Genomic DNA, 25,614 nt, shown 5'->3' on the forward strand with positions numbered 1-25,614 from the left:
ATTCACCAAACTGATACATGACAGTAGCATTTTGTTATATTTTATTAACTATTGAATTGTAGATAGTTTTCTCTCACACCTTTGATGTTTTTTAAATTTATTCTATTTTTTACTACGCTAAGGCACGTTTTTTATACAATTTATTTCATTGTACACATTCTGTCTTTTTAAACGCACTGTTTTTAGTTATCCACAAGGTTATCTATAAGCAGCTTTTACAGAGTTTGCTATGCTATGCCCTTGTCTAATAAGGCATATATAAAAACTCCACAAGAGACCCTAAATATTGCAATTTTTTTTCAACTTTTTCAGAAAGAAAATTATCGAAATGTCAATATTGATCTCCCCTAATTTTTACCGTATCTTGTGTCCTAATTTACATTAAACCACTAAGTATTGTGTTTAGTCCTCAAACATCTCGACAACATATTTCTTCTATGTTGCTGCGATTCAAATGGTCCATAAACATAACAATGATGACAATGGAGCTACGCTGACAATGAACGCCATTACAACCCCAGGTCTACTTCAAGTGATTAAACGCACTGGTGATGTAGCCGCTTTTGATGCAGATAAAATTTCTGTAGCAATTGGTAAAGCTTTTTTGGCTGTAGAGGGTCAACAAAGTGCAGATTCAAGCCGTATTCATGATCGCATCACTCAGCTCACTGAGATGGTAATGAATACTTTTAATCGTCGTTTACCTTCAGGCGGAACAATTCACATTGAAGAGATTCAAGACCAAGTTGAATTGGCGCTTATGCGTACTGGCGAACAAAAAGTTGCTCGTGCTTATGTGATCTATCGTGAACAACGTTCTGAAGCACGTAAACAAACAGGTGCACATCACCACCCTACTTTACAAATCACAGATGCGAATGGTCAGCTTCAGCCTCTAGATTTGGGCAAACTTCAAGCCACGATTGAAAAAGCAAGTGAAGGCTTAGAAGGCATCAATGTTCAAGCCATTGTCGATGAAACAGTTAAAAATTTATATAACGGTGTAAAACAGTCAGACATCTCAACCACGATGATGATGGCAACACGTACACGTATTGAACAAGAACCAAACTATACTTATGTGACTGCACGTTTACTCCGTGATGATTTGGTTGCAACAGGTCTTAAATTTTTAGGTCTTTCTGAAGAGACCTTAGAAAATGATGCTTTAGAAACATACTTAAACAAAGGTGTTGAGTTAGAGCTGTTATCTGCTGACTTATTGAACTTTGACCTTAAAAAATTGGCAGCAGCGATCAAACCTGAGCGTTCAAACCAATTTACCTATTTAGGCCTGCAAACTTTATTTGACCGTTACTTCATTCACTCAGACGGCGTGCGTTTTGAACTTCCACAATTGTTCTTCATGCGTGTTTCAATGGGACTTGCGTTAAACGAAGAGAATAAAGAACAACGTGCAATCGAATTCTATGACTTATTGTCTAGTTTCGACTATATGGCATCTACACCAACATTATTTAACTCTGGTACTTTACGTCCACAGTTGTCGAGTTGCTACCTCACAACAATCCAAGATGACCTATATGACATCTATGGTGCGATGCGTGACAATGCCCTTCTTTCTAAATGGGCAGGTGGTTTAGGCAATGACTGGACACCAGTACGTGCTTTAAACTCCTACATCAAAGGAACAAATGGTAAATCTCAAGGTGTAGTGCCTTTCCTTAAAGTTGCCAACGATACTGCGGTTGCAGTCAACCAAGGTGGTAAACGTAAAGGTGCGGTATGTGCATACCTTGAAACTTGGCACTTGGACATTGAAGAATTCCTAGAGCTTCGTAAAAACACAGGTGATGACCGTCGTCGTACACACGATATGAATACTGCGAACTGGGTTCCAGACTTGTTCATGCAACGTGTCTTTGAAGATGCTGAATGGACTTTATTCACACCATCTGAAACACCTGACTTACATGATTTGACTGGTGCAGAATTCGCTGAACGCTATGCGTACTACGAAGGCATTGCCAAAGAAAAAAACATGCTTCATAAGAAAATCCGTGCGAAAGACTTATGGCGCAAAATGTTGTCAATGTTGTTTGAAACTGGTCACCCTTGGATCACATTCAAAGACGTATGTAACCTACGTTCACCACAACAACACGTGGGTGTAGTGCATTCATCTAACTTATGTACAGAAATCACTTTAAATACCAATAAAGATGAAATCGCAGTATGTAACTTAGGTTCGATCAACCTTGTTCAACACGTACAAGGTGGCAAACTCGACCGTGAAAAACTAGCACGTACAGTTAAAACTGCGGTTCGCATGTTGGATAACGTAATTGACATCAACTACTACGCAGTTGAACAAGCACGTAATTCAAACTTGAAACACCGTCCAGTGGGTATGGGGATCATGGGCTTCCAAGATGCTTTATATGAAATGAAGCTTGCTTATGGTTCTGATGAAGCTGTCGATTTTGCAGATGAATCGATGGAAGTCATCAGCTACTACGCAATTGAAACTTCAAGCAACTTGGCTGTTGAACGTGGTGTTTATTCAACATTTAAAGGTTCATTGTGGGATCAAGGGATTCTACCAATCGACTCTTTAGACATCGTTGCTAAATCACGTCCTGAACGCATGTTCGAAGTTGACCGTACAACTCGTTTGGATTGGGACACTTTACGTGCCAAAGTTCAAAAAGACGGTATGCGTAACTCAAATGTGATGGCGATTGCACCAACTGCGACTATTTCAAATATTTGTGGTGTATCTCAGTCTATCGAGCCAACATTCCAAAACCTTTATGTAAAATCTAACCTTTCTGGTGAATTTACAGTGATCAACCCGTACTTAGTACGTGCGTTAAAAGATCGTGGTCTTTGGGACTCTGTGATGGTCAATGACTTGAAACATTTCGAAGGTTCAGTACAAAAAATTGCACGTATTCCTGAAGAATTAAAAGCCATTTTTGCCACTGCATTTGAAGTTGAACCACGTTGGATCGTTGATGCTGCGTCACGTCGTCAAAAATGGATCGACCAAGCGCAATCGCTTAACCTTTACATCTCAGGTGCAAATGGTAAGAAACTCGACCTAACTTATAAGATGGCTTGGTTACGCGGTCTTAAAACGACTTACTATCTCCGTGCATTGGGTGCAACTTCTGCTGAAAAATCTACCATCAATACGGGTGCATTGAACGCAGTTAAGCCAACTACGGTTGCAGCTCCTGTTGCTGAAGCTAAACCTGTTGCTCCTGCTGAGGAAGAAGGTTTCGCCAACGCTGCTCCAGTTCCACAAGCATGTTCAATAGACAATCCTGATTGCGAAGCTTGCCAGTAATTTTTTAATCCTCCCCGACCCTCCTTTGAAAAGGAGGGAGAAAGTCCCCCTTAAAAAAGGGGGATTTAGGGGGATTTTTTACGATAGAGAAATTTAAATAAAAGGAGAAAATTAAATATGAGTTTTATAGACAGAAATAAAAATGACCTGTCTATAGAAGCTATAAACAAGCCATTTGAAAACCTAAGCTTTCAGAGGTTTAACAACTCTCTAGAAAGTAACTTAAGTAATCAATGTTAAATTTGGCGATCTAACAAAAGTTACTTTAGCAAAATTTAGGGATTGAGTCACTCTTCTGAAAGCTCCAATTTGTAACTAGGAGCTAAACGATGAGTAATTGTACTTATCCTCGTGGTGTTAGTGTTCGATCATATATTCGTTACCGTTATAATCGGTGGGAAAATGTTTGTGCACACTGCCGTAGTTATCCAAACCAATTAAGTTTGTGGTAACAAAGAGAGGCTGAAAAGCCTCTCTCTTTAACCAAACTATTTAGGACTAAGAAATGTTCCACTTAAGTCAAAACTATGAGTTAGGCATAATTGTACTGATCTTAGCCTTTTTAGTTTTTTATGTACCTATGGCATACGCATTCTTTGCCATTCGTAAGCAACAAAAGCGTAAGCAAAATAAGTAGTGTGGATATCTAATCTTTCGTACAAGATTAGGACAATCATCGGCAAAACTTAATTTTGCTTACACAGAATGAGCGTATAGTAGGACATCTCTCGTTTGAGATGTCTAAATAAAAGATATAAAGCAACGAAGAGAGAATTGATATGTCTATCCTAAGTTGGGACGATTTCGAAGATGATGAACCGAAACAAGCTGCACAAGCTCACCAGCCTGCGCCCGTCGAACCGAAAAAAACGACTGATTCGCAAGTGGTATCTGATGCACAGCACGCATCGTCGACTGTGGCAGCTACACAACCCGCTCGAACCTATTCAGCAGGAACAACAAATTCAGCCGATCCATTGGCAAGAGCATCTAACGCTCTAGAAACCTTAGACGTTGCACCAGGCTTAGAAGAGCTTGAAATGGGTGCGCAACGTGTTCAAGTTGATGATAAAGCGATGATCAACTGTCGTGCTGACTTAAATCAACTTGTACCATTCAAATACGAATGGGCTTGGCAAAAATATCTTGACGGATGTGCAAACCACTGGATGCCTCAAGAAGTCAACATGAACCACGACATCGCACTTTGGAAGTCTGAAAATGGCTTAACTGAAGATGAGCGTACCATTGTTATGCGTTCTTTAGGTTTCTTCTCGACTGCTGACTCTTTGGTAGCAAACAACTTAGTATTAGCGATTTACCGTCATATTACTAACCCAGAATGCCGTCAATACATTTTGCGTCAAGCATTTGAAGAAGCAATTCATACCCATGCTTACCAATACTGTATCGAATCTTTGGGTATGGATGAAGGCGAAGTCTTCAACATGTACCGTGAAGTTCCATCAGTAGCACGTAAAGCAGCTTGGGGCTTGAAATATACGCAGTCTTTAAGTGATCCTACGTTCAAAACAGGTACACCTGAAAACGATCAAATCTTACTTCGTAACTTGATCGCATTCTATTGTGTACTTGAAGGTATTTTCTTCTACTGTGGTTTCAGCCAAATCTTGTCGATGGGTCGTCGTAACAAGATGAATGGTGTTGCTGAGCAATTCCAATACATCTTACGTGATGAGTCTATGCACTTGAATTTTGGTATCGACATGATCAACCAAATCAAGATCGAAAATCCAAACTTATGGACAGCTGAGTTCCAAGAAGAAATTATTCAAATGATTCTTGAAGGTACGATGCTTGAGATTGAATACGCACGTGACACCATGCCACGCGGTGTATTAGGCATGAATGCAGCAATGATGGAAGAATATTTAAAATTCATTGCAAACCGTCGTTTAGCTCAATTAGGCTTACCTGAACAATTCACTGGTGTGAATAACCCATTCCAATGGATGTCTGAAATGATGGACTTACGTAAAGAGAAGAATTTCTTCGAAACACGTGTAACAGACTATCAGACTGGTGGTGCGTTGAGCTGGTAAGCTCGTGCCCGTCACGCGACACATTGTTTGTCAAAAACGACACATGGTTTGTCATAAGACGACGCAAGGTTTGTCAAAACATCAATAGACACAGAAATTATCATTGATGCTAATTTCAATATATACCCAATAAGAGATCTAGGTTTCTTATTGGGTAACTTAAAAACATATCACTTTAAAATTTTAAATCTGAAATTGAATATAAAAGTTTGGCTAATTCTGGCTAAGGACTAATTGTGCTTTGAATAATCAAACAAATAATTAATTTCAAAATAAATAATCGATTAAGAAGGTAAAAATGGGCTTACAAAGTAAATTTTTAACATTTAACACCAATATCTACATAACTCGTCAAAGCGAGGAATATAAGAATGCACGTGAAAAAGACGATAGCATTACAGAAGACATTCGCAAAAAATTTCGAGAAAATGGCTATCCCGTTCAAGAAGATTTCATTCAAGGTTCTTTAGCAACTAACACAGCAATCAAGGAAAAAGGAAAAGACTTCGATATAGATAGAGCGATAGTCATCAATGAAAATGATGCCCCTACTGATCCAACTATACCTAAGAAGGTTGTCTTAGAAATTCTAGAAAATAGAGGTTTCAAGAACGCTAAAATTAAAAAACCTTGTGTCACTGCGGACTATAAAAATGAGGATTTACATATTGATATCCCTATTTATAGTAAATCGGAGAGCGGTTATTACAAATTAGCTGTGGGCAAGAAAAATTCTGATGAAAATAATAGGGAGTGGTCTGACTCAGATCCCAAAGGTTTAATTGATTGGATCAATGCTAAAGACAGCTCAGGCATTTATGAAACACAGAAACTTCAGCAATTTAAACGATTAACTAGATATATAAAAAGATGGAGAAACATCAAATTTCATGAGGATACCTGCAGAAAGGTTTTTTCGATCGGTCTTACTGTAATGCTCAAAGAAAAGTTTCAAAGTTCAATTAATGATGAAGGCCTTGAAAATGATCTAGAAGCTTTGAAAAATACTATCGACCAAATACTAGATCAGTCAAATTACTTTTTATACCAAAACGACAGTCAATGGAAAGTAAAAGTTGATTTACCCGTATCACCATACAGAGATATTTTCTCTGGCAGTAGTATAGATACAGGTACTCAATTGAAAAATAAGCTATCCACCTTGAGAAATAACTTAAAGAAAGTCATTGATGAGTCAGATGAATCCAAACAATGTGATCTATTAAGAGAAATATTTGGCGAAGATTTCCCTGAAAGTACTAAAAATAACTCAAAAAATGAAGCAGCTAAGGTTGTATTTCCTTCAGCTGGATCTGTAGGAACATCTCAAGGCGCATGAATTATCAATTAATAATTCAGCATCTACAAAGCTGTGGATACTCAGTATCTGCAGCCAATGTACTTGCTCGGAATACGATAGAAGTTAATGTGACTATTGGTAGTTATACCATTACACTTATTCATTTTGAAGTTGATGAAATAACTTCAATGCCTTCATTTTATTTAAAAGATCCTCAGCAATTTCCAAGACTTGCTCATACCTTGTCTTTCAATGATTATAACTTAGCAAGTATATGTGTGAATGTCACAGACTCTGTATCAGTAAATTATGAAGTTCCAACTCTTGCATTTGAGGATTCATTAAAAAAGCATATTGAATTGCTTACAAAATGTTTAACTGATCCAGTTGAAAACAAGAAAGAGCTTCTAAGAGAGTTCTTAGCCAGTTGGTATAGCTTAAATAATACAAAATTTAATGATGTTCTTTGTCTAGTAGATTCACCTGAATTTTGTAAATTAAAAGTTTATGCGCCTGAAGGGAAATACGGATTAAAAAGTAGCGTATTAGTTCACCCTGAAAATTATGATCTTGCAACAAAAGAACCTTTTTTTAAAATTCAAGTAGCTCAAAGAAAAAAGAGTCCTGATTTAGGTTGTATTCTCCCATTACCTTGTATTACCTCTATTCCATGGACTGCCTCAGATCTACCTCAGTGGTTTTTGGAACATTTCGAGTTATTAGATGCTGATACTAAAAAAAAATTCGTAACAACCTTCGCTCAAACTAGGAAGAATATATTCTGGGTAATCTTTAACATTGATACATCCTCAGGAAAATCTTGGTTTGGACTAAAATTTCAATATAAAAAATCTAAAGTAAACAAAACTTTTCCACTCAAATTAGAAAGCTTCACTGAATGGAATATAGAAGCATGCTCAATTAAATTATTTGATAAATCAAGCTTAATACCCCGTGGCGGTGCTTTTTGTGATCTTCAAGACAAACACGTTTTATTAGTAGGCTGTGGGTCTGTAGGTGGTTATATAGCAGATCAGCTAGCATCATGTGGATTAGGGAATCTAACTCTTGTCGATTCCGATACCCTTTCCATAGAAAATATATACAGACACTATCTACCAATAGAATATTTACATCAATACAAAACTATAGGACTACAATTTAGAATAACAACTAAATATCCTTGGGTTAACGTAATCCCTGCTGATGGATGTTTGCTCGAGCTGAGAAACGATTCTATTATCAATAGATATGATCTGATTATCATTGCTATAGGCTCACCAACAAAAGAACGGATATTTCATGATTACTGTATAAAGAATGAAGTAGAAACAGCCATAATTAATACATGGACAGAAGGCTATGGTGTTGGGGGACATGCAGTTTTAGATATTCCTGAGCAAAAAGGATGCTTAAGATGTGCTTATGTAGATAATGAAAATTTATGTAGAGGCTTAGTTTCTAATCTTAATTTTTTAAAACCAAATCAAGATTTAACTAGAAATCTTTCAGGATGTGGAAATGCCTTTCTACCCTATTCAAACTTATCTGCCATTCAAACCGCTAGTATCACTACAGATTTAGCCTTAAAATTTTTACAAGGGAAAGTCAAAGATTCTTCAAAGGTAAGCTGGAAAGGTTCTGATCTAGACGCTTTAAATGAAAATTTAGAGTTAACTGATCGTTATTCTAGCTTTTCAAAATCATTACTAGTCACACCACTATTGAATCCAGAATGTGATATTTGTAATGAATGACCAATTAACTGTTCATGTTTCTGACGCTACTGTTCATATCAATAAAGATATCATTGAAATATGGGAAGAGTATCGTCAAATCTCATCTGAAGCTAAAGAAGCTTGCGGAATATTGATAGGACATCAAATTCAAGGTACTGAAATCTTTCAAATAGAATTTGTTACTACTCCACAAAAACTAGACATTAGAACTAGGTATAACTTTGTGATGAAAGATCCATTTCATCAGAGGTTTCTCGATACAAAGTATAAAGAATCTAATGGCACATCTGTTTATTTAGGCACATGGCATAGCCATCCAGAATCGATACCTACACCATCTTCGATTGATAAGCAAGATTGGGAGAATTGCATAGCGAGAAATCATAATAGAAGACTATTTTTTGTAATCGTAGGCATTAAAGAAGTTAAAATTTACACTGATCAAAATAGCTATTTAAGTACATCTTCAGCCTTGAGGTTTTAATAAAAAACATGAGTGACACCAATTCTTTGCCTAAACTTGAACTAATACAAAGTAAACTAGAACCATTGGATAACTTACTAACAGCCAAATCATATATCGATGGAATAAAATCTGTTTTAACTTGGGATAGAGTCGGGCTATTCATAAGCCAATCAAACAAAAACTTATTAATCTTATTAATTACCTCAGAAAAAATCGAATCTCTTCTGCGGGTTAATCTCTGCGAAATAGATTTGTTAAATTTTCTAGATTACCTTTCAGGTACTCGATCTACTATCGAGCTAAGAGCTACGGATAATATTTTAACATCCGATGATATTGTAAACTTAGAAACGATAAATTCTCTATGGACAACATATGAGTTTTCTACCGTAAGTCTAAAGACGAAGTCATTAAAAATAAAGTTTATAAAAGACTTTTACAGTAATAAGAAAAAGACTGGCCGAGGTAAACAATTCACTAGTAAAACTATCACTAGCTTAATGATTGATAGTCATGGACGCTGTATGTTTACAGGCTGTGGTGAGCGATTAGATATAGATCAGCTTACAGGAGCAAAGGGAAACTTTGCTTATAATGCACATAATATTGCATCTTCAGACAATGGTGAGAGAGGTATACCTTTCTTATCTGAAATGCTTTCTGATGAACCCAATAATGTTTTATTACTATGTGATAAACACCATAGATTAATAGATAAAGTAGCTCCTAGTAATTATGATGCAGAAACTCTAAATAGTATGAGAAAAGCACATAGTGAAATGGCTCAACAACTTTTAGATGCTCTCGCATTTGAGCCAATTCCAGTATACTCAGTTCTTTGGCCTGTTCATGGCCAACCTGCCTCCAATCCAAACTTAAAAGAGATTTCATCTAGCCTTCTTCCATTACGCTATAGAGTCAATGGCTGCCTCATTCCCCTGTGTGACAGCACTATGAATGGTGAACTCTTCAATACACAGATGATTCAGCATATTGAAAATGAAGCAGCAAAAATTATCAACCAAACCAGAACGACTCATCATAAAGCTGCTATTTTTGCATTTGGCCCTATGCCAGCCTTAATTGGCTTAGGCGCATTGCTAGGAAATAAGGGGGAATTTATCCCTATGTTAAAGTTTAGGGATAGCCAAAAATGGGAATGGCCAAGTCCCACAATGGTGGATCCATTTAATGAAATAATTGGGTTAGATAAATTAAAGAAAAATAATGAAGTTGTGCTATGTATTCATGCTACAGCTAAAGTTGATAGAGTCCTTGAAAAGGCCCAGCAACTAGCAGAAAGCATTGATAATCAAGTCGTGGAAATATCGACTTTACCTGAATATATGGGTAGTAAAAGTATACCCCACCCATTAAACGTTAAAGCTCTTACTGCTCAAATACAAAAGCTATTACATCAGTTTAAAAGTGAGTATGGTATTGCCTTAGTACATTTATTCATAACAGCACCGAATGCTGCATGTGTTGCTATAGGGCAAGGGATTGATAAAAATCACCCAGATGTAATCGTTTACGACTATAAACAAGCTGGCTTAGAGTCTGTATTAAGGATTAATAGTACTGAAAATGGCAATGAGCTGATATCAGTTTAAAAAAAAGGCTTGGAAAATATTCTGGGCCTTTTAATTTTGAAAATAACATAATGTCAGAAAATCAAAAATATTAGCATCCAATATTTTTAACCAGTCCATTAATTCAATCACATCAAGTCGTCTTTCCAAAATTTCGACTTTGGAAACATACGATTGAGGCTTATTCAAGCGATGTGCAAGTTCAACCTGAGTCACATCTTTGGACTCACGGAGTTCTATAAGTTTCTTAATTAGGTCTTGATACCTAGGATCGTGTATTGAGCGCATGGCTCAATATCAGTTACAATTAAAAATATCCCAAAATAGGATATTTTTAATTTAACCCTATCTGTTTACTGAAATTTTTCTTTTGGATAATGATTGAACGATAGTTTAGGAATTCACTGTGAAACAAAAATTTTCTGTAGCTCAAATCAATAGAATTGTTAAAAAGCATTTGGCAGGCGCAACTATCGAACAGCTTTGCCAAGAGTACAAAATCAGTGTAGCTACTTTCTATCGCTGGAAAGCAAGTTACATAGATGTTAATGAGCAAATTCTGATTCGATTAGATAAATTGGAACAAGAAAATTTAGCTCTAAAGCAAATGTATGCAGAAGAAAAGCTATCTAAACGTCTAAAAATGTAAAGTATTTAAGTATACAAGCTTAAAGCCTTTACTCATTGTACGTATCAAAATTTTGAATGTAAGTTACAAATATGATTTGCATTCAAAGAATTTCAAATAACATCTGCTACAAGAAGATTACCACCTTCAAAATATTTTAAAACTTGCGTTTCATACAATAAATCTGATAATGCTCTTACACTTTCCTTTCTTGTAATACCCAGCTCACCCTTATCTTCCATTGATAACAAAAGGTTTATCAAAGTTCTGACATTTTTCGAAAAACTATCCACAAAATTTTTACCCAATACTTTCTCTGTTGAGCTAACCAAAGAGAAAACATTTGAATTAATTAATGAAATAAAGTGCTCACGATAATTAAAAAATGGAAGTTCAGTACAAATAATAAGTAAAGTCCTATAAATAGACTGACTTAATGCAGAAGTACACTCTTCTCTTTTAACAGCTAATTTAAAAAAAATTATCTGTGCTGCCAATGAATCCAATCCAGCTAAACACTCTAGCTGGCGTAATTTTCTTTTAGATAGATGCATGACTAATGTAGTACTCCCACAATCATATTTGTTAGCTTTATAAAGAATACGTTGGATTTCCCACGATAGATTTCTAAGCTCATCACTTAACAGCGATTCAATACTAATGGAGTTATTCATGACTTTCCAAAGAGTATGTTTAAGAAGCATAGAGCTGCCTTGTACATGAGATTCTGCTTGGCCTATAAGTATAGGACTTGGAGTATGTTTACCTAAGCGATAACCTCGCCATTTATTATTATGATAAGCATCACCATACTTATTTTTATTAAAAGCATCTGGCTCAATTACTTTTTCAATTTGATAATCTGAATTTTTAGATAAATTGACCCTGAGATACCAATACCATAATGAAACTCGAACGATATCCAACTCACTTCTTTTTTCCATTTTTGTATTTTTCATTTTTTAGTCAATCTCAAAAAAAATCCTAGTTATAGTTATTTATAATTTAAAAACAATAAATTAGAAATTTGTATAGAGTAAAAGATTGAGCTGTTTTTACTTTCTACACAACTTTTTTTAAAAGATATATGCTTCTGTTGTGACAGGACAATACAAGACACCCTATGCAAAACCATTTCATCGTTGATGCAACAACAATAGAAAAAGAGCTATTTGACCGTTACGGTCCACTAATAGCTGATGATGCTCTAAGAGTTGCTTTAGGATACAAAACCACAGATGCTTTTCGTCAAGCATTAACACGTAAAACTGTTCCTATTCCTATTTTCACTTTCCCAAATCGTCGTGGAAAATATGCGTTAGTAAAAGATGTTGCTACATGGCTAGCAAACCAAAGAAACTCATCTTTAGATCCGAACCATAACCACTAATTTTCATTTTTCAAAAAATTATTATGGAGTCATCATGAAAAACTAAATCAAAAATCAATAAAAAACGGACCCTAAAAGGATCCGTTTGTGACTTTATATAGAAGCATATAAAGACCTGAGAATCATAGTATCTTCTCTATATCGTCACCAGTCAAGTAAGTGCTATTCAATCGTAATAGTACAGATTAACTCATTCTCAAATATCTATTGAGAATAGGATTACTTCTGGATAAACAGATATGTCTTATAAAACAGTTTTTTCAAAAAATGATATTCAAATAAATATCCTTGAACAGATCAGGGTTGCCTTTGAATCAACAGCAAATGTAGCAGCTACACTTCATGGGCAACGTAAAATCTATCAAGGTGCTTTTGGTCGTCGAACTTCCCTATTCCCTAGTCAGAAGTGTTGTGGAGCAATACCCTTAGAAAGCCGACTTGAACTCGCACATGCAATCTCATTAGAGCAAGATCCCAACATCTTAAATTATCGCTCACAAGCATTAAAAATCTTGGTAGTCAATGAACAGTATTGTTTTCCAGATTTCTTGGTTCAAACCAAAGAAGGTACTTATGAAGTTCATGAAGTCAAACCATCCATAGCATCATTGTCAACTGATGACTTAAACCGCTTTGCAATACTTTCTGATCTACTCCACTCAATTGATATTACTTTTAAGCTAATAGATCACATAGACTTACCAAGTGAATCAGAAATTTCGCAGCTACTTTACTGGTATCAAAGAGGACATAGATTCAATTGGAACACCCTCGAAATCAATTACGCCTTACGTCACTTAAATTTCGAAGAATTTGATACCTCACAGCAAGTCTACAAAACACTTGAATCAATAGGTCTTAAACAAGAACTAGCTGATTATTTATTTTTTCATAAAAAAATTAAGCTTCGCTCTGAAAATATGAATAGTCGAAAGGTCTATTAATATGGAAAACTCTCTTTTTATACCTCAATCTGGTTTTCGTTTTTATTTTAAAGCACATCCCGACTATGTTTTTGAAATCGGATCTATAACCTATAATGCTATTCGATATGCTGCTATAGCTGGCGGAAAGTCATTTTCAATAACACCCACCGAATTCGAAAGTCGCTATAAATTAGGTGAAATTTTATGTGTATTTGCACCTGAGAAACTCATAATCAACCCAAACTATAGTTCAGAAATTCATCGCAAAGAACGCTATGTTGTCAATGCATTACAACTATTGGAGCACCCTACAAGTATTAATTTGCTTTCCGAATTAATCCCCCAGATAGCTTCCAACATTAATGACCTTAACCCACCTTCGTGCCGTACTGTGGCAAGATGGATCAATAAATATCAAAGTTCTTCTCAGAATAAACTGTGCTTACAAAATAAATATTCAGGTAATCGTAGTTTACGATTCCCTCCTGAAATTTATCAAATTCTAAATCAAGCAATTAATGAAGTTTATTTAAAGCCTGAATACAGAAGTGGTAAAGACGTACTTGCCTATATGCTTGGTCGATTCATGGAACAAGGCATCCCATTAGAACAGTTACCAACACTTCGTAGTATCCAGCGACATATCAAAAAATTAGATCCTTATATTGAATTTAAAATGAAAAAAGGGTCCCGAATAGCGAAGAAAAAATTTCAAGCTGCTGGCAAAAGTATCATTAGTCCATTCGCTCTTTATATGGTCGAAATTGATACACACTATTTAGATCTAATCGTGATTGATCCGAAGACGAAACTTGCCTTAGGCCGACCATTTCTCGCTTGTGCAATTGACATCTACTCTAGAGCCATTGTAGGCACTTATATCAATATGTACCCCCCTAGTGCTGCCACTACATTAGAAGTCATCAAAGATATGATTACTCGGCCAAACCAAAAGTTACCAGGAGGAATCCCAAGTATCGTCATTCCAGATAATGGTGTAGAGTTTAAAAACAATGCTCTCGAACGAGTATGTGAACAACTGAAAATTACTTTGACTCCCTCCCAAGTAGGTACACCTAATAACAAACCTCATATTGAACGTTTTTTTAGTACGCTCACACATGGGATTATACAAAAACTACCGGGAACAACTTTTTCCAATCCAACAAATAGAGGTGAATACAATTCAAGTAAAATTGCACAATTAACTTTAGAACAATTAAAACAATATATAGATACTTGGATTCATGAGGTTTATCACCGATCTATCCATCACACAACAGGGCGTTCACCTATCATCATGTGGGAAGATGCCATTGAAGATATACGACCGAGTTTTCTTACAGATATAGATGCAAAAATTTTATGCCGTAAGCCTATTGAAAGAAACATTAATCACGGTCAAGTACGTGTAGATGGCATTAGTTATTTTTCACACGCTCTAACTACACTACAAGCTAAAGGCATAAAAAAAGTTACCGTGCTTATAGATGATTTAAATTTAAATGAAGTTTTTATCATTGATCCCAACAATAAAGATATAGTTATTCAAGCGGATTCAACCAATCAAGACTATACATTTGGATTAACACGAGTAACCCATCTTGAAGTTCAAAAACTAAAGAGAATCCAATCTCGATCTGATAAACAAAAAATTGGTTCGATGTCCGATTTATATTATCTGTATAAACTTATGCATGAGATTCAAACCAATCTTGTGAGACGAAAGCCAAGATTGAAACCACTTACTCTTGAGCTTCCCAAGCAACTACAGAGGATCGAAGAACAACTATTCTCAAAAGACAAAGATATTGCTGAACAAGCTGTTTCCTTAATAAATGTACCTACACCAATTAATCAATTTGGTTCATTGGAGGTTTTTAAACATGGAAAAATTTGAGAATCGTTTTGAACAAATTCGATCTATTAACAATATTGTTATTACTTCTAATGAATTCATGACTGCTTTCACAGGTATACAAGATTGTGTAAAAAGAAGTATTTCATTTAGTGAGCCTGTTGGAAGTATGCTTCTTGCTGAAGGAGGTCTTGGAAAAACTACGCTCTGTAAAACGATCTTAAGTCTAATGCCTCGTACAGAAAAAATTGAGAAGGATCATAAGAAAAACATCATCCCTGTATGCTATGTGGAAGTACCATCGCCTGCCACAGTTAAATCATTAGCAATAACGATGCTCAAAGAGCTTGGTGATCCTACTTATGAAAATGGATATGGCACTACTGAATACTTAACTAGCAGACTTATTTATTTACTCGCACAATGTGAAACCAAGCTTATATTCTTAGATGAATTCCATCATTTATTTGAGCGTAAACCAACATCTACAAGAATGAATCGGACTACAGGAAATTGGCTTAAAACGCTAGTAAACCGAACAGGGATTAGTTTTTGTTTAGTTGGTTTACCTGAGTTTGTCCCACTACTTCAGGTTGATAGCCAGATTGCACGTAGATTCCCATTCATCTACCACCTAAATCCATTAACTATTGATCCTTCAAATGGCGGGAGCATGTTTGCATTTCTCGCTGAAGTTTCAAGAACACTCAATAAGCAAAATATCACATTCTCACCAGCACTAGATAGCCAACTCGTAGGCATGCAAATTCAATTAGCTACGAAAGGCTATCACTCATATGTAATGAGCCTGATTAGGGAAAGTATTACACATGCTTTACATGATAATAGGCAAGTAATAACTCCCCTTGATTTCAGTTATGCATGGAAATTAGGCATCACGCTCTACATTAGCAAACAAAATAAAAATCCATTTGAAATGAATATTTCACAAATCATTTCATTAATTTAATAGTCAAAATTATGCAAAATCCTCTTTTAATACAAGCAATACCTCATGAAGATGAGTCACCAATGAGTTTCTTGTTAAGAACAGCAGAACTCAATGCACATAGTTCAATTTTTAATTTAATAGGCAAAGAAAAGTATAAATCTATCATTCGTCAGTCTTTGAATTATCATATTTCTGATATGAAACGCTTCACTCAAGTGTTAGAAGTATTAAATCTTGATAGTTCTTATAAATTTCTAGCTTTTGAAAGATCAAGGCCAACCAATAGATCTCCTATAATGATTGGAACAATTGAAGTCCCCCATGAATTATTAGAATTAGAAGGTTTACGCTACTGTCCTACTTGTCTTTCTGAAAAAGCATATCTTAGAAAAATATGGACATTAAAGCCTATACATGCATGTCCAATACATTCTTGTTTGTTAATTGATTCTTGTCCTCAATGTAAGAATTTTCTTCTCCCCAAAACAGGGGTTCTAAACTGTTCTCGCTGCGGTTTTAAATTAGATAAAGGACCTGTACAAAAAGTAAAATCAATGGAAAGTATCTATTGGTTTCTTGACATACTTACGCATAGTTCAAAGGAAGTTTTTTCAGATTTTGCATCATGTTGGAAAGCATTCAATTCTTTCTTAAAAGATGATAATTCCAATACAAATGAAAATATTTTTTTTAAAGTGTATGAATATTTTTCTGCCCCAGAGACTTCTGCCATAAAATTAAGTGAAAATATTAACAGTAGAAGTGAGAATTCTCATCCACGTATTCTACTGCTACCATTTCTAAAACATAAAAAACTTTTCAACAAGCATATTAAAATCACCGAAAAGAATTCTTCAGAATATAGAATTAGTGAAAATAGTATTTCCAGAAATCTTAGAAATTATGAAATACAACTGATCTTAAATATTTCTCGATTTGAGCTTGAGAAGTTGATAGAAAATGACTTTTTGAAGCTTGGACAGAAAGAACTCTATAAAGGAGATATTGCTAGCAGAGACATAGAACACTTCTTAATTGATACATATTCTCAACCTAAATCTACACTTCTCACTAGCATCGAAGCACCCGCAGACAATGATAGTATGCAATTAAAGGATGTTGCTAAGTTGTTAGATATCAATTATGACCTTGCTAGAAAACTAGCAAAATCTGGATGGTTCAAATTAGAGAATACAAATGAAATACCACAGACTTTCAAAAAATATTCAAAAGAAAAGGTGAATGAATTCAAAGAAAATTACATACTCGTTAGTCCACTAGCAACACAGCTAAAAGCATCTCCAACTAATCTAGTGGAAAAATTAGCGGCTTTAGGTATTACTCCTACTAATGGTCCACATATAGATTCAACTGCAATCAATATTTTTTTAAAGACTGATGTCCAACATATAAAGCCAGATGACTTAAGTATGATTAAGAGCTATCCAACTCGTTCTGGAAGGCAAAAAAATGCTTTAAAAAATATATTTCAGAGTACAGATTATTACTCTTTAAAAAATGCTGCCGCACTCTTAGAAATCAGCCCCAATAAGGTTGCTGTACTTGTTCAAAAAGGAATTCTTATCAAAGACAAGAACAATCCTTTATCAGTTCAAATAGAAGCTAGCTCTCTATTAAGTCTGAAGAACAAACTCAATAGCGAAAATTATATTTCCTATGTAGATGCAGCAAAGCAATTAAATTCTCCCATGAACTGGATGAAAAAATATTGGTGCAATACAGGCTTCTTAAGCATTGAAGATTTAGTCTATTGGAAGCTCATTCCGCGAGAAGAACTCAGTGAAGTACTTAAATTGAAGGAAGTCTATATGACAGGTACTGAAGCTAGTGCATTACTAGGTATGCGTCATTCACATATCACAAACTTGCAAAAGCAAGGACTTATCAAAACCTATTACATGGGTAAAACTGATAAAAAAATTAGGCTTTTTAAACGTTCTGATGTATTAGGTCTGAGCTAGTACATATAAAATAGATTATCACTTTTGATTATGCGTTCTTCGTATAATTAAAAGTGAATCATTTGGAATTTCTACTTTCACCTTGATAGGAACCATATTCCCATTTTGATCTTTAGCTTTAGATGTATATTGGACTAAAGCATTTTTCCCAACACCTCTTAACAAGACTTCAGCATCTTTAATTTCTATGTATTCACCTTTCTTCTCTCCAATTCTGGCTTCAGGAAAAAAATCTTTGAATACTAATTTGATATAAATAAGGCTATTTTTATCATCTTCTCGTACAGAACCTAGTGTATTCTTAATAAAAATATTTGTATCTTTTCCTGCATAAAAAAGATATACGACACTAGGAACGATTAAAATATAAACCAACATTAATAATAATTTTTTATTTTTATAATCCTTCTCATTCTCAGTTAAATTTTCATTATTTAATTTTTCTGTTTTTAATTGATTTATGATTTTATCAATACAAAATTTTAGTAATAAACTTAAAAAAATCATTGTAATCAAATTCAATAATTTTCCACCATAAAAGCAAACACAAAGCCAAGCCAAAAACAGAAAGTAAAAACTTGATAAAAATTTTCCAATTCGATCAACACTTTCTTTCAAATCTAATTTGATAAAAAAGATTCAATAATTTTTGGCTAACTTTTCTCTAAAATAAAATAAGGTGATACATATATTTTTTAATACACTTAATAAACCAACTAAAGTATTCCGAGAGCATAGTGTGACCCTAAAAATAACAGATACACAAAACAAAATTTAACTGTGATAAGAAAGAATAAAAGACCATCCCCTAACGACAAATCTGTTGGGAAATAATCAATATAAATAAAATAGCAAAGTATAAGGCATATACCAAAACCAATGATAAACTTAGTAATTAGCCCACTAAATCCTATTAGCCATTCTATCTTCAAGAATAGAAATTTAAGAAATTCTGACATTTTTTATTTTTTTGAATCTAAATTCTTAATAAGAGTCTTCAACAAAATTGACCGCTGGAATTCCTAGACTATTTAATAATTCTGTAGTCATTCGACCATTAACTGTTAATGCTTTATCAACTTGATAATTTGCAATAGCTTTTCTTGTGTTTTTACCCAAATCACCATCAATTTTTCCGGAATAATAACCGAGTCGTAGTAAAGACATTTGTACACGTTTCACCTGTAGCACACGAGCCAATACCGGGTCTTCTGTTGCTCCAGTATTAACTGAAGTAGAGTTACCATAGAAAGGATTAGAGGCTGTATCAGTCCGTGTAGGTACATTACTATATGTTTTTACAGTTATATTTGAACTTTTTTTCGCAGTTGAAGTAGTTCCAGCATATGAACTACTCGTACTTGGTGCACTATAAGTCGGTACAGAATAGGTTGGAAGTTTAGAACTTGAATAGCCCGAATAACCAGTACCAGAATAATGACTCGAATGACTTGAGTGGCTACGATGACTTGAGTGACTTCGATGTGCAGCAAACACATTTTCGTACTCATAATTGAGAGGACGAATTGATACTGGCTCTAAGTTATCATAAGAATCAACAGTCACATTCGCCATTGCTTCCGCTTTATTATGAACGATTGGAGCTGATACAGCAAAAAGAGCTAACGATTTTATAAATTTACTCAAGTTTCCACCGCCCCAAAAAATAATAAGATACTAATTAATAAATATATTATGCAATTTAAGTGTTCATAATATCAACAAGTTTAATTGGCGACAACGTAGATGGCATCCATCCTGATTTGTACCAACTAAATAGTCCACAACAATCAGCTTTAATTTCACAACTATTACATACATCATCATATGTATTTTTCCAATCAGAAATACTTTTTGCTGTATATTGCCATAAGCTTTGCGGCAAACAGCATAGCGGAATATTCATTAAAATTAACCGAGTTTTAGTACTTAGCAATAAATCCACTGCCGCATTTAGTCGTTCCCACCAGTCCTTAATATCAACTTGGCTAAGTTCCTTATTCGCAAGTGCAAAACCAATAGGTTCACACCCAATTAGAGCGACCTCATTCACAAATGGAAGATTGGTTCGTATATAGGTACAAAGATCAATTAAGTTCTCTAATACAGGCTTAACTAAAACAATTCTTAATTGTATCGGTTGTTCGTAATGCTGGAGTACATATAGACCTTCTAGTGTTTCTTCAAAAGCCGAATGTTGCTGCACGACAAAGTCATGTAAAAGATCTGCGTGACCATATAATGGGATAAGCCAATTAACTTTTGTTTCAAGATTAGATAACACTGATTTAGCTATCTTAGGATTACTCAACAAGCGACCATTCGTTAATACATCAATCTTGGTTGTAGGAAATTTATTATGAATGGTATCGATGATTAACCTTAACTGAGTATCTAGTAATAATGGCTCACCACCCGTTAAACCAATATTCATCGGTTCATAGCTGAGATGATCAATAATTTCTAATGCTTGTTGTACTAACCATGAATCATCATGCTTAGTAGGTGGCTGAGAGCACATGATGCAATAGTTATTACATCTGTTAGTTAAAAACAAAGTATGGTGAGTATCACTTGCTCTCAGAAGTACGCTTAGGTTCTTTTTATATGGATCAATAGCAACCACGTCATTTGATTCTAGTGCTTGTTGTTCTGGAATAAAGAGATTATTTGCACCAACCCTTTCGAGCAAGTCTGAGCTATAAATTGAATAAAGATTATCTAGCCCAGCCTGAATATATCGATCAAAGATTTCAACTTCCTGGATATTAGTAACTGGCACTAAAATAGATTGATTAGGCAACCACTCTACATCTAACTTATCCAGATTAAGCACCCTAAAGATTTGTGGGGTATATTTTGTGACTGAGTCTAGCTTGATTTTTCTCATCTTATCTACTTACTAAAGGCCCATTGGTTTGCTAACTTCCTAAACTTGTCAGAATTTTGGTACTTATTAAATATCAAATCGAACAAACCCATGTAACGCTTACAATGACTGGTTAAATGTGTTGGTGGAGCCATCGTTTTGAATTCGTTATAAGCACTGATAGGATCAGGCCCACAATACGGTAAATAAGCACATTGACTACAACTTGGATCATTAAAATTCAAACTCGAAGTAATGATATTTTTTTGTAGATTAGAGCTTAATAATTGAGATAAAGCTTCACCAATTTTACCTAAGCGTAAAGAAATATCCCCTGTTTCTTTTAGCATACGAGATTCATCACTAGGGTATACGTATCCATCATAGTTATAGACAACACACCCCAGTCCAGCGCCTGATGGGCTTTGAAGATCAATATAACCTTGATCAAATGGGGAAAGGATTTTATTTAATAAGATCGCTGAATGGACTTCTATTAATGCATATCCTCTATCATTCCAATAAATGACACGCTCTAATGCTTTCTCATAAAAATCTAAGAACTCAGCATTAGTTGGAGCAAGTCGCTTTGAGTTCTTCTTAGCAAACCCATAATCACTCAAACCACGAATAAAAATATCCTTAAATCCTAATTGAACATATGCATCTACAATCTCTTGAGAATAATCCAAGCTTTTACGAGTAGTCGTCATTAAGGCAGACACTGAATCTTGACCTAATTCTTGACGTGCCAGCTCTAAGCCTTCAATAGTTCTTTCATAAGCATCTCGATTAGTAATCGGTCTATTTTTATTATGTAAGTCTGCAAGACCATCAATACTTGTAGACAATACCACTTGATGTTCTTTGAAAAATAAACACATTTCAGAGGTTAACTGATGCAATGTTGTAGTTACCACAAAACGAATAGATCTATTGTGTTCTTTGTTTTTTTCAGTGATGTATTCAATTGCAAGTTTGACTAAATCATATTTAATTAAAGGATCTCCCCCTTGAAACTCAACTGTTAATGTATCTGAAGTGCTTTCAAAGATAGTATCGCAGGCCAAAAGTAAATCTTTTCTGGAAATAGTGAACTCATCTCCTGTTTGTTGGCGACTGACTTGGCAGTAAGAACATGAGTGCATACATTGAATTGTCACAACAATAATGTGTAATGAAGTTCCTTCTAAGATTGTTGATTTCTTTGCGTGTAATCTTGAGGCTAAAGCTCGCTTTGAACCAATAGCATTTTGACTCATCAGAAAAAATTTGGATTTCAATTTGAGATAGATATCCATATCTAATGATTCATCTTTAGCAATAATTTTTTTTAAATTATCCTGAGAAATAAACTCAAAATCGCCCGTAACACTTGTTATGAGATAATTATCATCTGCCATTCGTTTAAAGTTAAATGGCATTAGTTCCACATTTTAAAAATCATTTTATTTACTTATACTTGCAAAATAATTGCATCAACAAAAGACTTTTGTTGAGGACTAACTTGCTTATTTAACTCTTTACGTAATTTAAAATCATTTAAGAAATTAAGAATTAAATTTTTTTGATACGAATCTTCAACTTTAAAAAAGAAATGTTGAGAATCTAATCGTTCTACCTCGTATGTAATTGGGCAAAATCTCAATGCCTGTATGATTTCATCTAATGACATCTCACTATGAATATCAAAGCCGAATTGAATTAATTTTGTGATCACATTACCCTCATTACTCTTGATTTCTAAAATTCATTATAAAATACTATATATCAACAATTTATAAAAATTCGTATCTCAACTTTTTTAAGAAAAGTTACATTTATATTGTTAATTAGAATATTTTCCCCTCTGAGCAGTCTTAAGATGAATTTATTTAGTATTATAAGAAAAATTCTAAGGTTTTAGGAAAAATAAGTGATTACAAGAGGTTATTACATAGGGCAAATCATTGATGAGTTTACTTCAATCTCTAGTCAGGTCAGAAGTAGAGCTGGTCTTCATCTATATGATTTGAACATCCATCTTGAAAACTTTTTTAAAGATGTATTAAACATCACTTATGGCCTTAAATTACGCAATCTCAATGAGGAAAGATCAAATAATCCTGGTTTGGATTTAGGGGATGAAAGTGAAGGAATTGCATTTCAGATAAGTTCTACAAAAACCTCTGCTAAAGTGGAAAAAACTTTACAAAAATCTCTCCCACAAAAAGATAAATTTTCAAAAATATACATATTAATATTAGGGGAAAAACAGACTAGCTACACCCTCAAAGCCGAACTAACAGCTCCATTCAATTTTACTAAAGAAGATAATATATTAGATATTGAAGATATTCTTAAAAAAGTCATGCTTTTACCAATTAAGTCTCTTCAAACTCTTTATGATTACGTAAGTCACGAAGTTGCCCGTATTAAAATTGAACTTGAGATTCCAGATAAAAATGGTAAATATCAAACGAATATTGATCAGTTTATTGAACAAATACCAAAAGAACAATTTTTAGGAATTTCTTCTTACTATAACTATTGGAAAGAGAAAGACAACTATGACATCGACCTTAAAGATGTTTTAGAGGACTTTAGACAATTTATAAAAAGCTTGAAAAATCTTCCGAGAATTACAAGACAATTCTACTCATTCTTACTTCAACGTGGAAAATGGGAAGAATGCACACGATTTATAAATGCTGATTATTTAAAACGAATATGTAGTTTTCCGGATATGGATGGCGAATTACGTTTATTAAATGAACATGGGCTTTGTTGGTATAATGAGCCAGAGGAACATGGACAAAGTGCAACTTTTCAAATTTCTACTGTAAATAGAGCTAATAGTTATGAATTTACTTGGGAGTTTTTAGGATTTATCAAACAAAAGAATATTCCTCTTGAAAAAGTCATAGTTAGTTTAGATTTTTCTGACTTTAATTAATGAATAGTTTTGATTAATAACAAGTATCATTTGTCTATCATAATTTTTTAGTAAAGTTCCACAACTTTCTATAATGACATCTTTTGTGTCGTTTTATATTAAAAATGACATTGGTTGTGTCGCTAATCAATGTCATTATGCGTCGCAACAATATCTAAGTCATTGAAGTTAATAAACCAGAAATGACAAACAATGTGTCGCATGACGGTGCCTCCGCGTCACGCGACACATAAGTTATCATTTACGACACATAAAATGTCATTGCGCGACACATAAGTTGTCATTGATCAAAAAACCGCCATAAATTGGCGGTTTTTTAAAATATACGATCTAGTCTTTAATTAAATATTTATATTACACATAGATGTTAAAACAATGAAAAGGCTAAAATGATGTGTGCTGAAATAACAGGACACTTCCACTTGGGAGATTCTAGGCAACTAACTTGTAAAAGTCCTCTGCCATTTGATTTGGTGTCTTAAAATTCAGTCCTTTCTGAATTCTCTGCTGATTATAGAAGAGCTCTATGTATTTTGTAATATCTGCCTTAGCTTCTTCCCTCGTTTTATAGTTCCGATGATGTACAAGTTCGTTCTTGAACGTTGTTCCTCACCCGAGAAACTTTCAATTGGTGCATTATCAAAACAGTCACCCTTTTTACTCATCGAACCTTGAAAACTATATTTTTCAAGCATATTCCGATATTCATGACTACAATATTGACTGCCTCTGTCCCAATGAATAATTAAGTTTCGAGGTGGTTTATGATTGCGAATAGCCATACTCAGTGCATTACAAACAAGTTGTGTTGTCATCCTTGCACTCAAGCTATACCCAACTACTTGTTTAGTGCAAAGGTCTTTTAACACAGCTAAATACAGCCAGCCTTCAGCTGTCCATATATATGTAATGTCACTTACCCACGCAATGTTTGGGGTAGTCTCTATAAAGTTTTGCTCTAACAAATTATTGTAAACAGAACGATTGTGATCGCTATTTGTTGTCCTTTTGAAACGCTTACAATACAGATGATTCTGCTGTTTAATGCAACGTACTGCATACTCGCTAATTTGAATGCCTTGTGACTGTAAATACCTTGTTAAGCGAATATGTCCATAACTTTCTTTAGTTTCTTGATGGGCAATTTTGACCAAGATGGTCTGTTGGTTTCTTTGAATAACTCGTTTACTTAAGCCCCGCTTTAACCAATCATAAAATCTTGATATTGAAATTTTTAGCAACCTAGCCATCATTATTGTTGGATATGTGTTTTTATGCTCTTTCATATAAGCGTACTTCACTGATTTTCCTTGGCAAAGTACGCCGCTGCTTTTTTTAGAAATTCTCTTTCCATTTCGGAAGTTTTAAGTTGTTGTTTCAGCTTCTTATTTTCTTCGAGTAGAGCAACGAGATCAGGCGAATATTGTTGTGTGCCAGCTAATGTTCCTGCCTTTGCTTTTTTATGCCAATTCGATAGCGTTTGCATGGAAATACCGAGTTGTCGTGCTGTTTCGGAAACATTACCTTTGTTTTCTTCAATGGCTTTTATTGCTTCAGCTTTAAATTCTGTTGTATAAATTTTTTGCTTTTTACTCATGGTA

Annotated in this window: 22 protein-coding genes and 1 pseudogene; 15 read left to right on the plus strand and 8 right to left on the minus strand. The window is 34.5% G+C overall.

Features of this window, described 5'->3' with window-relative positions; translation table 11 throughout:
• Positions 1-454 precede the first annotated feature (454 nt).
• The 8 genes from HUV91_RS08955 (at position 455) to HUV91_RS08985 (ending at position 10,494) form a co-directional block, all read left to right on the plus strand.
• Positions 455-3,313 (plus strand): ribonucleoside-diphosphate reductase subunit alpha, encoded by a 2,859-nt coding sequence (locus tag HUV91_RS08955; RefSeq protein ID WP_130073937.1) that lies wholly within the window; start codon positions 455-457, stop codon positions 3,311-3,313.
• 329 nt (positions 3,314-3,642) lie between these two features.
• Positions 3,643-3,765: a hypothetical protein gene (locus HUV91_RS16680; protein WP_267313466.1), complete on the plus strand. Its 123-nt coding sequence runs from the start codon at positions 3,643-3,645 to the stop codon at positions 3,763-3,765.
• A 53-nt stretch (positions 3,766-3,818) separates the two neighbouring features.
• Entirely contained in the window at positions 3,819-3,950 is a 132-nt protein-coding gene (locus HUV91_RS08960; RefSeq protein WP_174493166.1) for a preprotein translocase subunit YajC, read from the plus strand.
• Between the two features lie 142 nt (positions 3,951-4,092).
• Positions 4,093-5,376 (plus strand): ribonucleotide-diphosphate reductase subunit beta, encoded by a 1,284-nt coding sequence (locus tag HUV91_RS08965; protein WP_130073939.1) that lies wholly within the window; start codon positions 4,093-4,095, stop codon positions 5,374-5,376.
• 298 nt (positions 5,377-5,674) lie between these two features.
• The gene (locus tag HUV91_RS08970; protein WP_092620383.1) at positions 5,675-6,715 is read left to right on the plus strand and encodes a nucleotidyltransferase; all 1,041 of its coding nucleotides are present in this window, start codon (positions 5,675-5,677) and stop codon (positions 6,713-6,715) included.
• Positions 6,712-8,433 carry a ThiF family adenylyltransferase gene (locus HUV91_RS08975; RefSeq protein WP_174493167.1) on the plus strand — a complete coding sequence of 574 codons (1,722 nt, stop codon included), beginning with the start codon at positions 6,712-6,714 and terminating at the stop codon, positions 8,431-8,433. Before HUV91_RS08970 ends, HUV91_RS08975 begins: the two co-directional genes overlap by 4 nt.
• Complete coding sequence (locus HUV91_RS08980; RefSeq protein WP_092621883.1) at positions 8,426-8,899, plus strand: Mov34/MPN/PAD-1 family protein; 474 nt, start codon at positions 8,426-8,428, stop codon at positions 8,897-8,899. The genes HUV91_RS08975 and HUV91_RS08980 overlap by 8 nt, the downstream gene beginning before the upstream one ends.
• Positions 8,900-8,907: 8 nt before the next feature.
• Positions 8,908-10,494, plus strand: a complete 1,587-nt coding sequence (locus HUV91_RS08985; protein WP_174493168.1) for an SAVED domain-containing protein — start codon at positions 8,908-8,910, stop codon at positions 10,492-10,494.
• A 30-nt stretch (positions 10,495-10,524) separates the two neighbouring features.
• Here the strand turns inward: HUV91_RS08985 and HUV91_RS08990 are convergent, their stop codons facing one another.
• Positions 10,525-10,761 (minus strand): helix-turn-helix domain-containing protein, encoded by a 237-nt coding sequence (locus HUV91_RS08990; protein ID WP_151730892.1) that lies wholly within the window; start codon positions 10,759-10,761, stop codon positions 10,525-10,527.
• Positions 10,762-10,879: 118 nt separating this feature from the next.
• Between HUV91_RS08990 and HUV91_RS08995 the strand changes: the two genes are divergently transcribed.
• Positions 10,880-11,122 (plus strand): transposase, encoded by a 243-nt coding sequence (locus tag HUV91_RS08995; protein WP_174493169.1) that lies wholly within the window; start codon positions 10,880-10,882, stop codon positions 11,120-11,122.
• A gap of 92 nt (positions 11,123-11,214) precedes the next feature.
• Here HUV91_RS08995 and HUV91_RS09000 read toward each other — a convergent pair whose 3' ends face one another.
• On the minus strand, positions 11,215-12,060 hold the full coding sequence (locus tag HUV91_RS09000; RefSeq protein WP_174493170.1) for a hypothetical protein: 846 nt from the start codon (positions 12,058-12,060) through the stop codon (positions 11,215-11,217).
• Between the two features lie 164 nt (positions 12,061-12,224).
• Here HUV91_RS09000 and HUV91_RS09005 point away from each other — a divergent pair, with 164 nt between their 5' ends.
• The 5 genes from HUV91_RS09005 (at position 12,225) to HUV91_RS09025 (ending at position 18,209) form a co-directional block, all read left to right on the plus strand.
• Positions 12,225-12,491, plus strand: a complete 267-nt coding sequence (locus HUV91_RS09005) for a hypothetical protein (protein WP_174493171.1) — start codon at positions 12,225-12,227, stop codon at positions 12,489-12,491.
• A 239-nt stretch (positions 12,492-12,730) separates the two neighbouring features.
• A complete protein-coding gene (locus tag HUV91_RS09010; RefSeq protein ID WP_174493172.1) occupies positions 12,731-13,435 on the plus strand; it encodes a hypothetical protein in 705 nt (234 codons plus the stop codon).
• Between the two features lies 1 nt (position 13,436).
• Positions 13,437-15,317, plus strand: coding sequence for a Mu transposase C-terminal domain-containing protein (locus tag HUV91_RS09015; RefSeq protein ID WP_174493173.1), 1,881 nt, complete (start codon positions 13,437-13,439; stop codon positions 15,315-15,317).
• Positions 15,304-16,245 carry a TniB family NTP-binding protein gene (locus HUV91_RS09020; protein WP_151730896.1) on the plus strand — a complete coding sequence of 314 codons (942 nt, stop codon included), beginning with the start codon at positions 15,304-15,306 and terminating at the stop codon, positions 16,243-16,245. The genes HUV91_RS09015 and HUV91_RS09020 overlap by 14 nt, the downstream gene beginning before the upstream one ends.
• 11 nt (positions 16,246-16,256) lie before the next feature.
• Complete coding sequence (locus HUV91_RS09025) at positions 16,257-18,209, plus strand: TniQ family protein (protein WP_174493174.1); 1,953 nt, start codon at positions 16,257-16,259, stop codon at positions 18,207-18,209.
• 18 nt (positions 18,210-18,227) lie between these two features.
• Here HUV91_RS09025 and HUV91_RS09030 read toward each other — a convergent pair whose 3' ends face one another.
• The 5 genes from HUV91_RS09030 to HUV91_RS09050 form a co-directional block, all read right to left on the minus strand.
• A complete protein-coding gene (locus HUV91_RS09030; RefSeq protein ID WP_174493175.1) occupies positions 18,228-18,827 on the minus strand; it encodes a hypothetical protein in 600 nt (199 codons plus the stop codon).
• A gap of 366 nt (positions 18,828-19,193) precedes the next feature.
• Positions 19,194-19,856: a His-Xaa-Ser repeat protein HxsA gene (gene hxsA / locus HUV91_RS09035; RefSeq protein ID WP_130113992.1), complete on the minus strand. Its 663-nt coding sequence runs from the start codon at positions 19,854-19,856 to the stop codon at positions 19,194-19,196.
• A gap of 55 nt (positions 19,857-19,911) precedes the next feature.
• Positions 19,912-21,099 (minus strand): His-Xaa-Ser system radical SAM maturase HxsC, encoded by a 1,188-nt coding sequence (gene hxsC, locus HUV91_RS09040; RefSeq protein ID WP_174493176.1) that lies wholly within the window; start codon positions 21,097-21,099, stop codon positions 19,912-19,914.
• Positions 21,100-21,104: 5 nt separating this feature from the next.
• Complete coding sequence (gene hxsB, locus HUV91_RS09045; RefSeq protein ID WP_174493177.1) at positions 21,105-22,502, minus strand: His-Xaa-Ser system radical SAM maturase HxsB; 1,398 nt, start codon at positions 22,500-22,502, stop codon at positions 21,105-21,107.
• 32 nt (positions 22,503-22,534) lie between these two features.
• Entirely contained in the window at positions 22,535-22,798 is a 264-nt protein-coding gene (locus HUV91_RS09050; protein ID WP_174493178.1) for a hypothetical protein, read from the minus strand.
• 195 nt (positions 22,799-22,993) lie between these two features.
• Here HUV91_RS09050 and HUV91_RS09055 point away from each other — a divergent pair, with 195 nt between their 5' ends.
• Entirely contained in the window at positions 22,994-24,013 is a 1,020-nt protein-coding gene (locus tag HUV91_RS09055; RefSeq protein WP_174493179.1) for an SMEK domain-containing protein, read from the plus strand.
• Positions 24,014-24,445: 432 nt separating this feature from the next.
• Here HUV91_RS09055 and HUV91_RS09060 read toward each other — a convergent pair.
• Positions 24,446-25,610, minus strand: a pseudogene (locus tag HUV91_RS09060) (IS3 family transposase).
• Positions 25,611-25,614: the final 4 nt, after the last annotated feature.

It is taken from the genome of Acinetobacter sp. Marseille-Q1623, from assembly GCF_902809895.1.
GTDB lineage: Bacteria > Pseudomonadota > Gammaproteobacteria > Pseudomonadales > Moraxellaceae > Acinetobacter > Acinetobacter piscicola_A.